Origin of the sequence: uncultured Microbulbifer sp. (genome assembly GCF_947498635.1) — a bacterium.
Lineage (GTDB): Bacteria > Pseudomonadota > Gammaproteobacteria > Pseudomonadales > Cellvibrionaceae > Microbulbifer > Microbulbifer echini.
Genome location: NZ_CANMKV010000042.1, coordinates 1 through 14,378, shown reverse-complemented (window position 1 = coordinate 14,378; position 14,378 = coordinate 1). Strand labels below are relative to the sequence as shown.

Below are 14,378 nucleotides of genomic sequence, written 5' to 3'. Positions count from 1 at the left end.
ATTGAGGGAGGGTGAGTACAATCGGTGCGCAACCCGCAGTGGGCACACTGACCAGACAAAGCCCTCCGCTTTATCCTCGAGGCCGGATAGAAAATTCCGGCTTTTGCCGCGGGCCGGTATCGGGCTTATCGTATTTCACAAAGAAAAAACGACTTACCGTTGCGGGGGCAGCGCCGGACTCTGTACATACATCACCGGACTTCCCGTTTACCCCAGCCAAGTAAAAAACACTGCTGGGCACCCAAGGCGGCGGAAAGTATAACAGCGTGGCAAGCGCTTCCCTAATTAGGACACAGTATTTTGCCAAGTGGATATTTTCCCGATAAATTTTATTCTGTCGCCCCTATCTCCTCTGACTTTCCGCAATATTTCTTTACCAAAAATCCACATTACTTGCGTATTCCTGAACTATGTTGGCTTGCAGCCACTGGTTAAAAAATATCCCTACGCAAAGAGGGCATACCAGACGCCGGTGTTACCCCATACCTGCCCCTGTGCAGGTAAAGCCCACTCGCCTCCAAAGGAGCACACCATGCACAAGGTTATTCTTCCCATCGCCTTACTGGCCATGATTTCCACGGCAAGCGCGCAACCGCGCAAGCCTCCCCAGGAAGCTTTCGATGCCTGTAACGGTATGTCGGAGGGGGATGCCTGCAAAGTGGAGACACCGCGCGGCACCATGGAGGGCACTTGTCGCAAGCCGCCCCAGCAGGAGCAAATGCTTTGCGTTCCGGCAAAAATGGAGGTCGCGGCCCGCGCAAAGATAAAAAAGAGGATGCACAGTAACGATTCCGGCCTTTCGGGGGCCGCGCAGTTTGAGAGTATTGTATGACAAAGTGGTTATTACTCAGCCTTACCTGTGTCGCCCCCATGGCTCTGGGTCACCTGCCGCAAACTGCCGTTGAAGCCTGCCAAAATCTGACCTCCGGCAGCAGCTGTTACATCAATCACAACAGTGGACGGTGTTTCCGTCTGTCTAAATCTCAGGCTCTGATCTGTAGAGCGGACAAATTGGTTATCGCCAAAACCTCTTTGCAAGACCGCGCCAGTGGCATGCCCCCAGCGCGCAGGCACCAGGTGATACAGTCAGAGGGGCTGCGGAACAAAGTCCCCGCCGACAGAGACCCAATCGCCTCCAGCCGTATTAAAGTTACCCTTCAAGGGGCTTGGCGGGTCATTGAAGCCAATGGTATTTCCGCGCACAAAACCGGCGCATTCCCAAATTCCGGTAATCCCCACGAAATCGCAACCCAGCGCTACAAATACCAGGTGCCGACCTCTCCAAAAATGGCGGCAAAGCCCACATCGGTAACCCTGCAAAACTTCGGCATCGCAGTGAACGGTGTGCCCTTCGATCCCAGTGCGGCGGAGTGGTATCTGGGCAATCGCGGGCTCTGGCGCTACGAGGCGCTCTCCGGGGCCGTGCCTCTGGGTGTGGACGAGAACTACGCCCATGTACAGCCGAACGGGGCCTATCATTATCACGGCCTGCCCAGTGGTCTGCTGGCACGACTGCAAGTAAATGCGGATCGGCACTCGGCGTTAATCGGTTGGGCTGCGGACGGCTTTCCAATTTACGCTTTGTACGGCTATAACGAAGGCGGAAACGAAGAGTCCGGCATTGTAAAGATGCACTCCAGTTACCGGGTAAAATCCGGGCAGCGCCCCAAAGGCCACGCCCAGCCCGGCGGCTATTACGATGGCACCTTTGTCGCAGACTATGAGTTCGTCGAGGGGGCGGGTTCCCTGGATGAGTGCAATGGCCGCTTCGTGCGCACTCCGGACTTCCCCCTGGGCACCTACGCCTATTTTCTCACTGAGGAGTGGCCGATTATCCCGCGATGTTTCAGGGGCACACCCTCAAAGGATTTTCGACGCGGGCCGAGAATGGGGCGGCCCAAGCACCGCGTAAAAGGTTAGGCTGAGGGGCCCCTGTTGAGGGCTGAGTGTTGGAGGCTCGGTATTGAAAACTCAACCGCTGGATTTTCGCAACAAATCCAGCGGTACAAAATCGGCGATGCCGTCACGCCAGCGAAATTCACAGCTCACCCCGTAGGCCTCACCAATCAACGACGGCGTAAGCACGGCCTGCGGCGCGCCCTGCGCCAGAAGCGCCCCGTCCAGCATCAGCAAAATCCGATCGCAGAAGCGCGCTGCCAGACTGAGGTCGTGCAGAGCCAGTACCACCGTTTTTCCGCTATCGGCCAGGCTGCGGAAATTCTGCATCAACTGCAGCTGGTGGCGGATATCCAGCGCTGCGGTGGGTTCATCGGCGATCAATAACGGCGCCCGCCCCACCAACAAGCGGGCCAGTTGCACTCGGCGCAGCTCACCACCGGACAGCTGAGTGACAGGGCGTTCGGCAAAGGCCTGAGCATCCACCAGCAACAAGGCCTGCTGCACCCGCTGTTCGCGGTCCGGCAAACGTCCCCAGGGCAGCAGCCCCAGCGCAACCATATCCGCCGCACAGAGACTCCACGCCGGGGTTTCCGACTGTGGCAGGAAAGCACCCAAACGGGCGCGCTGGGATGCCGCTAGACGCCCCGCATCCTCGCCGTTGAACACTATCCGCCCGGCACTGGGGCGCTGCACCCCGGACAGGCACTGCAACAAACTGCTCTTGCCAGCACCGTTGGGGCCCACCACCGCCGTCAACTCATAAGGCTTAAACGTACAGTCCACACTCCGCAGGACATTCTTGCGCCCGCGCTGCAGCCCCAGCGCGATACAGGCCGCTTCAATCCCTTGCTCAGCCGTATAACTCACAACCACTGCCCCCTGCGCGCGTTCACAATCAGCCAGAAGAAAAAAGGCGCCCCGATAAAAGCGGTTACCGCGCCGATGCGCAGTTCCTGGGCACCGACAACATTAATCACCAGAATATCGGCCAGCAATAACAGCAGCGCGCCGGCCAGAGCACTGACCCACAGAAGCTTGGCGGGGTCCTGGCGTACCAGCGGGCGCACCAGGTGCGGCACCACCAGCCCGACAAATCCGATGGTACCGGCCACCGCCACGGCGCCGCCCACGGCACTGGCGATGCCTAAAAGAATGATGAAAGGATACATACGACTCTGAAAACCCAGGGAAGCTGCGCTGTCTTCCCCCAGCGCCAGTGCGCGCAAATAATTGCGCGTAAAAAACAGACAAACTGCCCCCAACCCTAAAAATGGCAGGGCCAATAACAACTGATCCCAGCCTCGATTGGCCAGTGAACCCATTAGCCAAAAAACCACTTCCTGCATGGCAAACATGCTCGGCGCATAGTTGAGCGCCAGTGCGATCAGCGCCGACAGAAACGCATTAATGGCCACCCCGGCCAGCACCAGGCGCCCGGCACTGGCACCGCGCCCGGCCAGCAGCCACACCGCCGCAGCCGCGCTGAAGGCACCGCCGATCGCCAGGGCCTGCAACAACCAGCCGGATTTCCAAGCGGTGCCGTAATAGAGAAATAAAACCGCCACCAGCGCCGCGCCACTGGAGACACCGAGCAGCGCCGGTTCGGCCAGGGGATTGCGCAGCATGCCCTGCATCGCCGCACCGCCCATCCCCAGGGCGGCGCCCACCAATAGCGCCAGCAGGGCGCGGGGCAGGCGCAGCTGCCATAGGATGACCGCGTCACTGCTCTGCCCACCCCAGCCCTCGGCCAGCGCGCTGACAAGATCCACCGATACCGGGCCACTACCCAGGGCGCCGATCAGGGCCACCGGCAAAGCGGCGATCAACAAAAAAACTGCGCTTTTATTGTGCTTTAACAAGGGTTTCTCTCTTATCCATAAGCTGTTGCAGCGTATCCACCACCGCCAGTACCGGGCACAGGCTCAGCTGCGACGGCAGGGTATAGGTGCGGCCGCTGTCGATATAGCGCTGCAACACCGGGTGGCGGGCCGCCAGATAGGCCAGCGCAAAATGCTGCTCACTGCCGTAGAACACCAACAGATCCGGCCGCAGAGCGATCACCTCTTCCAGGCTGATACGGCCGAGCCCCTGCCCACTGACCAGGTTTTCAAAGCCGGCGCGCTGCAGCAGTTGGTGCTCCAGCATACCGCTACCGTAGGTGATGTTGTTGGCGGAGAGGATCACCGCACTGGGGCGCCCTCCGCCCGTGGACTGTTCGAGCAGCCCGCTCAGCGCGCGCTTCTGCCTCTGCAGTGGCGCCAGCGGCCCCAGTACCTGTTCCAGCGCATCGAGCTGCCGCTGCAATTGCTCCAGGCTGTAGGCATCGGGAATAGTTACCACATGCACACCCAGTGTCTGCAGCCGCTGGGCCGCGCGCTGAGCGCCGTATTGCCCCGCGAGAACCAGATCCGGCTGCAGGGGCAGCAGCTCTTCTGCACGGGCGCGATTGAGCTGTACATGCTGCGGAATCGGCAGGGAGCGATACTGCTCGGCACCGGAGAGCCAAGTCAGGGAGACGATATCGGCCGGTTTCGCCCAGTGCAGCAGCACCTGATCCAGGCACAGGTTGAGCGAGGCGATGCGCTCATAGGCCTGGGCTTTTCCTGCAAACAGCAGTGCCGCACCGAGTAGTAGCCACCAGGGGAGATAGCGTTTATGGGAATGTGCGGCCATCCTGATCAGCTCATATCGATCACGGCGAGGGCTTCCGCCAGGGTTTTTACCGAATGCATTTCCAAGCCCTCGATATCGTTTTTAAGGCGGTTGGCGGCGGGCACGATCGCCTTGCGGAAACCGTGCTTGGCCGCCTCGCGCAGGCGCTCCTGACCGGAGGGCACCGGACGGATCTCGCCGGATAGGCCCACCTCGCCGAACACCACCAGATCCCGCGACAATACCCGATTGCGGAAACTGGAAACCACGGCCAGCAACAGGGGCAGGTCGGCGCTGGTCTCCACCACTTTGACCCCGCCGACCACATTGATAAACACATCCTGGTCGCCCACCAGTACCCCGCCGTGACGGTGCAGCACCGCCAGCAGCATATTCAAGCGGTTTTGGTCGAGCCCCACGGCCACCCGGCGGGGGTTGCCCAGGCTGCTGTCGTCCACCAGCGCCTGCAGTTCCACCAGCAGCGGGCGGGTGCCCTCCCACACGGAGGTTACCACCGAGCCGGAAGCGATCTCCTCGGCGCGCTGTAGGAAAATCGCCGAGGGGTTGGAGACCTCTTTCAGGCCCTGTTCGGTCATGGCAAACACCCCCAGCTCATTCACGGCCCCGAAGCGGTTCTTGTGCGCACGCAGGGTGCGAAAACGGGAATCGTGGGTGCCTTCGAGTAGGATGGAGCAGTCGATAATATGCTCCAGCACTTTGGGCCCGGCGAGGCTGCCGTCTTTGGTCACATGCCCCACCAGAATGAGCGCGGTACCGGTCTGCTTGGCGAAACGGGTTAGATAAGCGGCGCTCTCGCGCACCTGGGCCACCGAGCCCGGCGCCGACTGCACATCGCTCATATGCATCACCTGGATGGAGTCCACCACCATCACCCGTGGATTCACCTCCTTGGCCGCCAGGCAAATACGCTCTACATCGGTTTCACTGAGCAGTTGCAATGAATCGGTGGGCAAACCCAGGCGCTTGGCGCGCATAGCTACCTGCTGCAAGGACTCCTCGCCGGTGATATACAGCGCCGGCATATTGGTGGCCAAATGGCACAGGGTCTGCAGCAGCACGGTGGATTTACCCGCACCGGGATGGCCGCCGATCAGGACTACCGAGCCCGGCACCAGACCGCCACCCAATACCCGGTCCAACTCCGAAGCGGAGGTGGGAATACGCGGCAGCTCGCTCAGATCAATTTCCGAGAGCTTTTGCACCTTGCCGGCACCGGCGGCACCGGCATAGCCACTCTGCGCCTCGGTAAAATTGGCCGCACGGCTGTCTTTATGCTCCACACCCAGACGTACTTCAGACAGGCTGTTCCAGGCACCGCAGGCACTGCACTGTCCCGCCCACTTGGTGTAGTCGGCACCACATTCATTGCACACGTAGGCCGTTTTGCGTTTTGCAGCCAAGGTCATTCCCCCAAAGCGTCGCCCGATCGAATTGGCGCACAGTTTACCCCTTATCCCACTCCAGCGGGCAGCGCTTAACGGTCAGGTATGACTCACCTCTACCTCGCCGGCGAGTTGGCACCTGTTTCACCTGTCTCGTGGGTCTACGCGATTGATCTAGATCAATTCACCGTCTTTTCACCGGGCTAATATCCGGCGCGGCGCAGCTCTTTTGCAGGTTGAGCCGGAGCAAGACTCTCGATAACGCAACAACACCGACAACCGATTAAACAGGAAGTAACTATGTCGTCTATTTCTCTTCGCGGCGCAATTCTGGCGCTCGTCATGGCCTCGACCCCCGCCCTGGCTGCAGATCACGAAGTTAAGATGCTGAACCAGGGCAAGGACGGCATGATGACGTTCGAGCCCGCCTTCCTGACAGTTGCACCGGGCGATAGCGTCACTTTCCTGCCCACCGACATGGCCCACAACAGCCACTCGGTACTCTCCCCGACCGATGGCGCCAGCTGGAATGGCAGCATGGGTGAAAAAGTCACCGTGACACTGAACAAAGAAGGGGTTTACCTGTACCAGTGCGATCCGCACCTGCCCCTGGGCATGGTGGGCGTAATACAGGTGGGTCAGGCGGGCAATCTGGAAGATGCCAAAAAACACGCCGAGGGAATGAGTGAACGAATTGCGGTCAACAAGGAGCGTCTCAACCAGTACCTCGACCTGATTCAATAAGAGGAGCCGCGGCGTGGACATCTTATTTGAGCAAGGCCCCCACCTGGTTGCACGCTTCTGCGATCTGGTCGAGGAGCAGAACGGCAGCGACGGCGTACAGGCCAACCAGTTTGTGATACGCCGCGGTACCAAGGGTGCGTTAATTGATCCAGGTGGCGATCTCACTTATACGCCCCTGACCATCGAACTCAGCCGCCATCTCAATCTGAGTGATTTGGAATATATCCTGGCTTCGCACCAGGATCCGGACATCATCGCCTCCCTGCCCCGCTGGATGCTGCACTCACGCTGCAAAGTGGCGGTATCCAAACTGTGGTCGCGCTTTTTGCCACATCTCGTGTCTGGATTTGTGGCCTCGCGCGCCGGCAGCGAACGGTGGCAAGAGCGTATCATTCCCCTCAGTGACAAGGGGGAAATTCTGCCCTTTGCCGGCAGCGAGATCTGGGCCCTGCCCGCGCACTTTATGCACTCCTGCGGTAATTTCAGCTTTTACGACCCGATCAGCCGTATCCTGTTTTCCGGCGATGTGGGCGCCTCCCTCGGCGGCGAAGAGGGTGAAGTGAACGATTTCGACACGCACATTCCCTCCATGGAGGGCTTCCACCAGCGCTATATGGGCGGCAACTGGGCCTGCCGCCTGTGGGTAAAAATGGTTCGGGAGCTGAACCCCGCCATGATCGTACCCCAACACGGCGGATACTTTGCCTCTGCGGAAGTCAAGGAGCGCTTCCTCGGCTGGCTGGAGCGCCTGGAGTGCGGCCCGGACCTGCTGCGCCACCAGGATTACCGATTGCCTCTGGGGAAATCCTGATTCGACCGGATTGCGCGGGGAGTGGAATGCTCCCTGTCCTCCCGCCCTGACCGCTTGCGCCCTCTGCAGACCGCACATACACTGCCTAGCGAACTGCTTCTGACTCACGTTATGCGCAACGGCTCCTTTCGCACATTGCTGCTCATTTTGCTGCTGGCCTTCGCCGGCCTGGCATCGGCCGTGCCCTGTGCGGAGCCCGCCGACATAGCGCCGCAGAGTATGACAAACGGCGAACAAAGCCACTGCGCATCCGATCAGCCCGCTGACTGCCGCAGCGAACACAGCGGCGACTGCGGAATCGAATGCAGCTGTTGTCCTGGACTGAACAATAGCCTCGCCGCAGTCTCGGAGAGCAAACCCAACTTCACCCGCTCGCCCCCCGAGGCAACCGCTTATTCGGTATTTACCCCCGCCCCCGACCCGGAAAATACCCTGCGACCTCCCATCCTTCGCTGACCTCAAGATCCAACCGCAAAATTCTGATTAGACCTTTTTCGCCTGCCCGAGACCAAGCGCACCCGCGCCATTTGGTTCGCGCAACGATTATTTTTGAACGACAGGAGTTATCCCATGAACCGCTCTTTAATGGCTGCCATTGCCACACTTTTGACCGCGCTAGCGTTGAGCGCCTGTGCCGAACCGGACAAATCTCCGGCGCAGAGTCTCACCACTTACAAATCTGCCACCTGTGGCTGTTGCAAGGTGTGGGTAGACCACGCCCGGGACAACGGCTTCGATGTGGTGGCAAAGGATGTCGATGATCTCAACGGCGTCAAAAAGCAGCACAGAATTGAACCCCGCTACCAGTCTTGCCACACCAGTGTGTCCAGAGAGGGCTATGTTTTCGAAGGGCATGTACCCGCTAAATTGATTCAGCGCTTTTTACAGAATCCACCGCGGGGTGCCTACGGGCTGGCCGTGCCCGGTATGCCACTGGGCAGCCCCGGCATGGAAGTGGACGACCGCTTTACCCCCTACCAGGTAATGCAGCTAAACGAGGACGGCAGCAGTGTGGTGTATGCACAGATCGACGCAGCCGGAGAACAGTTCTGAGGACTGTCGATGACAAAATCCCACGGGTGCGACGCGCTGACGCGCCGCACCTTTGTGACCGGAATCAGTGCCGGCATGGCCCTCCTGGGTCTGCCCGGCTTCCCCCCCCCCGCCAGGGCGAGGGTGCCTCCACCGGCGACGCTTATAGGCGACCGCTTTGACCTGACACTGGGCTATCGCCCGGTCAATGTCTCCGGTCTTCCCGGCACGGCCCTAGCCATCAATGGCGCCACTCCCGGCCCCATTTTGCGCTGGAAAGAGGGCCGGACTATCACCCTGGATATCCACAATCCGCTCCCCACAGGCAGCGCAATTCATTGGCACGGTATCAAACTGCCGAGCACCATGAACGGCATACCCGGCATCAGTTTTGCCGGTATTCTGCCCGGCCAACGCTTCCGCTACCGCTTTAAGGTGCAACAGAGTGGCACCTACTGGTATCAAAGCGCCTGGGGCTTTCAGCAGCAACAGGGACTCTACGGTGCCATCGTCATCGACCCGGCCGAAGCGGACCCTATCACCAGCGACCGGGACTATGTGGTGCTACTGTCGGACTGGAGCGATGAACGTCCCACCACTATTTACGCCAACCTGAAAAAAGACGGCCACTACTACGGTCGCCGCCATCAGCGCACTGTCACCGATCTTTGGCGCGAAGTGCGCGCCAAAGGCATCGAGCAGACCTTGCGCGAGCGGCACCGCTGGAATTTGCTCAGTCAATCCGACCGCACTGTCTCCGATGTCAGCGGATATACCTTTTTACTCAACGGGCAGACCCCCGAAGACAACTGGACCGCTCTGTTCAAGCCCGGAGAAACCGTGCGGCTGCGTTTTATCAACGCCTCCGCCATGACCCTGTTCGACCTGCGTATTCCCGACTTGGCCATGACCGTCGTCGCGGCCGACGGCCAAAATATCCAGCCGCTGCGGGTGGATGAATTTCGGCTCGGCACCGGCGAGACTTACGATGTCGTAGTGCGCCCCAGCGGCGACAGACCTTACACCGTATTTGCGCAAGCTATCGACCGCAGCGGCTACGCCAGTGGCACCCTAACCCCACAGGCAGGGCTCACCGCCGAAGTGCCCCCTATGGACCCAATCCCGGTGCTGGGCAAACGTGACCTGGGCCTGACCAATGCCAATTCCACGCCGGACTCTGACGAAGAATCTATGGCGAGACTCGCTCCCGCAGGGCTGGGTAGTAACAGCCCTATCGCCCATCCATCCAGTGAAAAAAGTTTTGCCGTAGCAACCCGCGCACAAGCACCCGCGAGTGGCTTAAATGATCCGGGGGTGGGCCTGCGCCTACACCGGCGACGCCACAACCGCCGCGTACTCACCTACGCCGACCTGCGTAGCCTCACACCCACAACCGACCAGCGCCAACCCCAGAGAGAATTACAGCTTCACCTAACCGGCAACCAAGACCGCTATATGTGGTCTATCGACGGCATTAAATTCAAAGATGCCTACCCCCTGGTTTTTAATCACGGCGAACGCCTGCGCATCACCCTGGTAAACGACACCCTGCTTATCCAGCCGATGCATCTACACGGTTTCTGGAGCGAGCTGGAGACGGGGGACGGAACCTATTTGCCGCGCAAGCATACCGTTCTAGTGCAACCCAGCGCCAAAATCAGTTATCTGGTCAGTGCTGATACCTATGGGCGCTGGGCACTGCAAAGCCAGATGTTGTATCGCACACAGGGAATGTGTCGAGAGGTGCGTATTGTTTAAATTATTTTCCTGCACTTTAACCATCGCACTTTGCCTCCTGAGTACGGCGATTTATGCTCAGCAGCAAGGGCCCCTACACCACAGCATCCAATTTCGCAGTGGAGGGGAAAAACCCGTAGCAAAAGTCAGCCTCGATTATTTTGAACTACGTGGCCAAAACGGCGCGGAAATCGAAGGAGATTTTACCTATGGGGGCGATGTCAATAAAGTGGGCATCGAAGTAGATTTCGAACGTACCGCCGGGGAGGTGGAAAGAAAGGAATTATGGGGTTTCTACAGCCGCGCCATCACCGCGAACTGGAACTTGATCGCTGGTATTCGCCACGACTTCCAACTGGAAAGCAACAGCCGCAACTGGGGTCTTATTGGCATAGTCGGAGAAACACCTTACTCATTAGAATTGGATGTCGTTTTTTTTGTCGGCAAAAGTGGCAGTACCGCCCTGAGGATTGAAGGAGAATACGATCTAAAGATCGAGGAAAAATGGAGCTTGGTTCCCCGATGTGAACTGAATTTTTTCGGGCAAAATGACGAAGAGATTGGCACCGGATCGGGTTTGTCAGAGTTAGAATTAGGAATACGTCTGTTCTATAAAGTTTCCCCGAAATTTTCTCCCTATGCCGGCGTACACTATTCTAGGGAAATAGGAAATTCTGCAGATTTCGCCAGGGAAGAAGGCGAAGATGTGGGCCTAACTGTCTGGGCTTTGGGCTTCCGCGCCTGGTTTTAATGTAAAGAACGGCCCTTCTTTGCTAACACTTAACGCTAACTATTTATTGGCTCAAAGTGATTTGCACAGTGCCTTAATACCAATCACTTTCATCGATTCAAAAAATAAAATAGCGCCTTCCTTACTTGAGTAATAAATACTGCACGCTAGATCTCCGCATAATTATTGGCGTATATGCCAGTAGTATTTTTCCTTTAAATCCACTGACAAACGTACCAGAACTCTTTCCATCTCACCTATTTTCAAGCGATAGCTTCGCCCTTACCCGTTGATCAAATCATTACTTCGGTCACAACGAGGGTTCGACGGACAGCTCACCAGAATCACCGGTAACCATCTCCCGCCACCAGGTTCGGGTTGCCAGTGGCGTTACCACATTCACCGGAGCGCCAACAATTGGTGTCAGTAATGTCACGCCTTGGCTTTCGGCGGCAGCCTGCACTCGCTCCAGAGGCTCAAACCAATCGTGCAAAGCAAGGTCAAAAGTGCTGTTATGGATTGGTATCATCGCCCGACCGCGCAAGTCCAAATGTGCCTGCACACTCTCCTCCGGCTGCATGTGGATTTCACTCCACAAATCGTTATAAGCACCCGTTTCAATCAGGGTCAGATCAAAGGGACCGTAGCGCTCACCGATTTCTCGAAAGCCACCGAAATAACCACTATCACCACTAAAGAAAATTCGCGCATCGCGCCCACCAATTACCCAACTGGCCCAAAGGGTCTTATCCCGGTCGGCAAGACCACGTCCGGAAAAATGCTGGGCCGGAGTTGCGGTAAATTGCAAACTGCCCAATGAGAAGGACTGCCACCAGGCAAGCTCGGTAATTTTGCCCGCGTCCACCCCCCAGCTCTGTAGATGTCTGCCGACGCCGGTGGGGACGATAAAGCGCTCCACTTTTTCATCCAGGGTGCGCACGCTGGCCTTATCCAGATGATCGTAGTGATCGTGGCTGATTATCACCGCTTTCAATGCAGGCAGGTCCTGCAGGGACAGTGGCAGTGGATGGAAACGTTTCGGCCCCATCCACTGAAACGGCGAAGCGCGCTCACTGAATACCGGGTCAGTAAGCACATAGTCTCCATCAAGATGGATCAATACCGATGAGTGACCCAAGCGATAAACAGTGGGCCGCCCCTCATTGTCAGCAAGTACTTTCCCAGTGAGGGATTGCAAGGGAATTGGCACTTTCGGTACCGGTGCAGCTCTCTCGGTGCGGATATAGGCATTGAGCATCTCCACAACCTTTCCCATTCCGGCTCTGTAGTCAATTTCGGTATTTTGAAACTTCTCGGATTGAGTCGCACAGCTATTAAAGAAACCAATCGACATAACAATAACCCCTACAAATAGGTACCAACGCTTCTTCATAGATAGCACCAAGTAAACTATACCGTACAGTGTATTTACAACAAAGGAAAAAGTAAACCGGTTAGTGTAAAATTGCTCATCGAAAGAGACCCCTAGTGGGTAGTGGGCAGGTGCCCGGATGCAAACAGAAATACCGAGAGTCCCATGAGTGAAAAGATGTCAACCAGAAGCGCGCTGAAACGCCAAGCCATTATCGATGCCGCCAAACAGGCCTTTCAGGAACTCGGTGTCCAGGGTACCAGCATGGATGAACTGTCAGCCCGCGCCCAAGTGTCAAAGCGGACTGTGTATAACCACTTTGCCAGCAAGGAAGCGCTGGTTATGTATTTGATTGGCGAGCTCTGGCAACAGGCAACCCTGTCTCCCGGCTGCAACTACAACCCAAACAACGATCTACATGCACAACTGCGCACCTTGCTGGCATTGGAAATTAAAACCATCTGCAACCCGCAGTATATTGAATTGAACCGTATGGCCTTCGACTACTTCTTTCACCAGCCGGATGCTCTGCACAAGGAAATGGAAAAATTTAAAGCCAATGAAACCGGTGTACAACGCTGGATAAAAGCCGCTGCGGCCGATGGCCGCCTGAAACAGCTGGATCCTGAAATTGCCAGTGGACAGATTCACAACTTGATTAAAGGAAGCTGCTTCTGGCCGCAGCTGTTACAACTTTCAGGACCACCTAACCAGGCCGAGCAGGAGGCCCTGGCTGAGCGTACAGCGGCTATGTTTTTAAGCTATTATCAAACTTTATAAGCCTATCTGCTCGCTCTTTATATCCGTTGGGATTTACAGGGTTACTACGCATCAAAGTCTGCTGAGATACTTTGACGATGCAGCGTTTAAGCCGCATTCATACATTTTGGGAGCTTATAGATTTGATTAAACAACTTGGGCGAAAGGGTTCGAAAATAAAAACCTCTACAGAAAGCTCCGTTCGCGAACGGTAAAATTTTAAACATCAATAGATGCATTTTATTCCAACCCTGACTTGGTGAAAACCTATATTACTGCAACCCCCAACAAGGATATCACTCGCATTGAATATCGAACCTTTAATGAGAGTACGTGTATTGCCAATTTTTGATTTTACCTAAGAGCGAGGTGATTAATGAATTTGAAGTATTTATCACTCTTTATTGCTATCAGCTGCATTTTTTTGAAGAATGGGTGCCAATCGAAATCGTGATCAAGTATACGGAATCCATTGTTAATTTATGGATAAAAAGAGAAATCGATGGTTACTTGTTTAAGCATTTATTCTCATGCGACATACACGACGAGATTGACTGGATAATTTTCAGAATGAGAGACATCCTAATCAATGAAAGACCTGAAGATAAAACAATAAACACAAAGATCAACGGAGCATCTATGTCAATGCCAAATTATCCACAAAAGAAAACTTTCCCGATAACTTTGACATTTTTGAAGTGAACTTAGGCATCGGCCTAATTTTAGAGTCAGAGATGACAGATAGCATCTATCAAACACCCGAGAATTATGTGTTCTTTTCATGGAGCACAGGGGTTTGAGCTATTTAGACCCTATTAAATCCAGGAAACATAAAGATAATGATCAGAAAATATAAACCAAAAGATACAGATGCCGTTTTAGATGTTTGGCTGAAAGCCTCTGTCGAAGCACACAATTTTATCTCTCCTGAATTCTGGGAGTCACAATTAGACAACATGCGCAATATCTATTTACCCTCCTCAGAAACTTATACTTATGAGAGACAAACGGAGATAGCTGGATTTTATTCCCTTAACGGGCACTCACTTGCGGCGCTCTTTGTTTATCCACATCTCCAAGGCCAGGGTATAGGAAAACAGCTACTTTCTCACGCGAAATCCAAACAACCTCATCTGACACTGGCCGTTTATAAAGAAAACGTTGATCCTACCCACCAACGACGGACACACCACTAAGCGACTAGTTGTTCCTCAAACGCCTCAGGGCTGAGATAGCCAT

Annotated in this window: 15 protein-coding genes and 1 riboswitch; of the genes, 10 read left to right on the top strand and 5 right to left on the bottom strand. The window is 55.9% G+C overall.

The window, feature by feature from the left end; translation table 11 throughout:
- Positions 1 to 93: 93 nt before the first annotated feature.
- A riboswitch (cobalamin riboswitch) is annotated at positions 94 to 260 on the bottom strand.
- Between the two features lie 272 nt (positions 261 to 532).
- The gene (locus Q1A69_RS16945; protein WP_299588030.1) at positions 533 to 832 is read left to right on the top strand and encodes a hypothetical protein; all 300 of its coding nucleotides are present in this window, start codon (positions 533 to 535) and stop codon (positions 830 to 832) included.
- Complete coding sequence (locus Q1A69_RS16940; RefSeq protein WP_299588028.1) at positions 829 to 1,920, top strand: YHYH protein; 1,092 nt, start codon at positions 829 to 831, stop codon at positions 1,918 to 1,920. The genes Q1A69_RS16945 and Q1A69_RS16940 overlap by 4 nt, the downstream gene beginning before the upstream one ends.
- Before the next feature lie 51 nt (positions 1,921 to 1,971).
- Here the strand turns inward: Q1A69_RS16940 and Q1A69_RS16935 are convergent, their stop codons facing one another.
- The 4 genes from Q1A69_RS16935 to radA are packed head-to-tail and all read right to left on the bottom strand — an operon-like array spanning position 1,972 to position 5,978.
- On the bottom strand, positions 1,972 to 2,766 hold the full coding sequence (locus tag Q1A69_RS16935) for an ABC transporter ATP-binding protein (protein ID WP_299588025.1): 795 nt from the start codon (positions 2,764 to 2,766) through the stop codon (positions 1,972 to 1,974).
- Entirely contained in the window at positions 2,763 to 3,758 is a 996-nt protein-coding gene (locus tag Q1A69_RS16930) for an iron ABC transporter permease (RefSeq protein ID WP_299588022.1), read from the bottom strand. Before Q1A69_RS16930 ends, Q1A69_RS16935 begins: the two co-directional genes overlap by 4 nt.
- Positions 3,742 to 4,572, bottom strand: a complete 831-nt coding sequence (locus Q1A69_RS16925; RefSeq protein WP_299588019.1) for an ABC transporter substrate-binding protein — start codon at positions 4,570 to 4,572, stop codon at positions 3,742 to 3,744. Before Q1A69_RS16925 ends, Q1A69_RS16930 begins: the two co-directional genes overlap by 17 nt.
- A gap of 5 nt (positions 4,573 to 4,577) precedes the next feature.
- Positions 4,578 to 5,978 carry a DNA repair protein RadA gene (gene radA / locus Q1A69_RS16920; RefSeq protein ID WP_299588017.1) on the bottom strand — a complete coding sequence of 467 codons (1,401 nt, stop codon included), beginning with the start codon at positions 5,976 to 5,978 and terminating at the stop codon, positions 4,578 to 4,580.
- A gap of 318 nt (positions 5,979 to 6,296) precedes the next feature.
- On the opposite strand from radA, the gene Q1A69_RS16915 reads away from it, so the two are divergent.
- The 6 genes from Q1A69_RS16915 (at position 6,297) to Q1A69_RS16890 (ending at position 11,029) form a co-directional block, all read left to right on the top strand.
- A complete protein-coding gene (locus tag Q1A69_RS16915) occupies positions 6,297 to 6,698 on the top strand; it encodes a pseudoazurin (RefSeq protein WP_299588015.1) in 402 nt (133 codons plus the stop codon).
- A 13-nt stretch (positions 6,699 to 6,711) separates the two neighbouring features.
- Complete coding sequence (locus Q1A69_RS16910) at positions 6,712 to 7,509, top strand: MBL fold metallo-hydrolase (protein ID WP_299588012.1); 798 nt, start codon at positions 6,712 to 6,714, stop codon at positions 7,507 to 7,509.
- Between the two features lie 21 nt (positions 7,510 to 7,530).
- Positions 7,531 to 7,965 (top strand): hypothetical protein, encoded by a 435-nt coding sequence (locus Q1A69_RS16905; RefSeq protein WP_299588010.1) that lies wholly within the window; start codon positions 7,531 to 7,533, stop codon positions 7,963 to 7,965.
- Positions 7,966 to 8,079: 114 nt separating this feature from the next.
- Positions 8,080 to 8,562, top strand: a complete 483-nt coding sequence (locus tag Q1A69_RS16900) for a DUF411 domain-containing protein (RefSeq protein WP_299588007.1) — start codon at positions 8,080 to 8,082, stop codon at positions 8,560 to 8,562.
- A gap of 9 nt (positions 8,563 to 8,571) precedes the next feature.
- The gene (locus Q1A69_RS16895; RefSeq protein ID WP_299588005.1) at positions 8,572 to 10,299 is read left to right on the top strand and encodes a copper resistance system multicopper oxidase; all 1,728 of its coding nucleotides are present in this window, start codon (positions 8,572 to 8,574) and stop codon (positions 10,297 to 10,299) included.
- On the top strand, positions 10,292 to 11,029 hold the full coding sequence (locus tag Q1A69_RS16890; RefSeq protein WP_299588003.1) for a copper resistance protein B: 738 nt from the start codon (positions 10,292 to 10,294) through the stop codon (positions 11,027 to 11,029). Before Q1A69_RS16895 ends, Q1A69_RS16890 begins: the two co-directional genes overlap by 8 nt.
- A gap of 289 nt (positions 11,030 to 11,318) precedes the next feature.
- Here the strand turns inward: Q1A69_RS16890 and Q1A69_RS16885 are convergent, their stop codons facing one another.
- Positions 11,319 to 12,401 (bottom strand): MBL fold metallo-hydrolase, encoded by a 1,083-nt coding sequence (locus Q1A69_RS16885; protein WP_299588001.1) that lies wholly within the window; start codon positions 12,399 to 12,401, stop codon positions 11,319 to 11,321.
- Between the two features lie 156 nt (positions 12,402 to 12,557).
- Between Q1A69_RS16885 and Q1A69_RS16880 the strand changes: the two genes are divergently transcribed.
- Positions 12,558 to 13,160, top strand: coding sequence for a TetR/AcrR family transcriptional regulator (locus tag Q1A69_RS16880; RefSeq protein ID WP_299587998.1), 603 nt, complete (start codon positions 12,558 to 12,560; stop codon positions 13,158 to 13,160).
- 818 nt (positions 13,161 to 13,978) lie between these two features.
- On the top strand, positions 13,979 to 14,335 hold the full coding sequence (locus Q1A69_RS16875) for a GNAT family N-acetyltransferase (RefSeq protein ID WP_299587995.1): 357 nt from the start codon (positions 13,979 to 13,981) through the stop codon (positions 14,333 to 14,335).
- Positions 14,336 to 14,378 lie beyond the last annotated feature (43 nt).

Coding starts and splice junctions, on each gene's coding strand:
- Q1A69_RS16945 (WP_299588030.1), top strand. CDS start 533: ATGCACAAGGTTATTCTTCCCATCGCCTTACTGGCCATGATTTCCACG.
- Q1A69_RS16940 (WP_299588028.1), top strand. CDS start 829: ATGACAAAGTGGTTATTACTCAGCCTTACCTGTGTCGCCCCCATGGCT.
- Q1A69_RS16925 (WP_299588019.1), bottom strand. CDS start 4,572: ATGGCCGCACATTCCCATAAACGCTATCTCCCCTGGTGGCTACTACTC.
- radA (WP_299588017.1), bottom strand. CDS start 5,978: ATGACCTTGGCTGCAAAACGCAAAACGGCCTACGTGTGCAATGAATGT.
- Q1A69_RS16915 (WP_299588015.1), top strand. CDS start 6,297: ATGGCCTCGACCCCCGCCCTGGCTGCAGATCACGAAGTTAAGATGCTG.
- Q1A69_RS16900 (WP_299588007.1), top strand. CDS start 8,080: ATGAACCGCTCTTTAATGGCTGCCATTGCCACACTTTTGACCGCGCTA.
- Q1A69_RS16895 (WP_299588005.1), top strand. CDS start 8,572: ATGACAAAATCCCACGGGTGCGACGCGCTGACGCGCCGCACCTTTGTG.
- Q1A69_RS16885 (WP_299588001.1), bottom strand. CDS start 12,401: ATGAAGAAGCGTTGGTACCTATTTGTAGGGGTTATTGTTATGTCGATT.
- Q1A69_RS16880 (WP_299587998.1), top strand. CDS start 12,558: ATGTCAACCAGAAGCGCGCTGAAACGCCAAGCCATTATCGATGCCGCC.
- Q1A69_RS16875 (WP_299587995.1), top strand. CDS start 13,979: ATGATCAGAAAATATAAACCAAAAGATACAGATGCCGTTTTAGATGTT.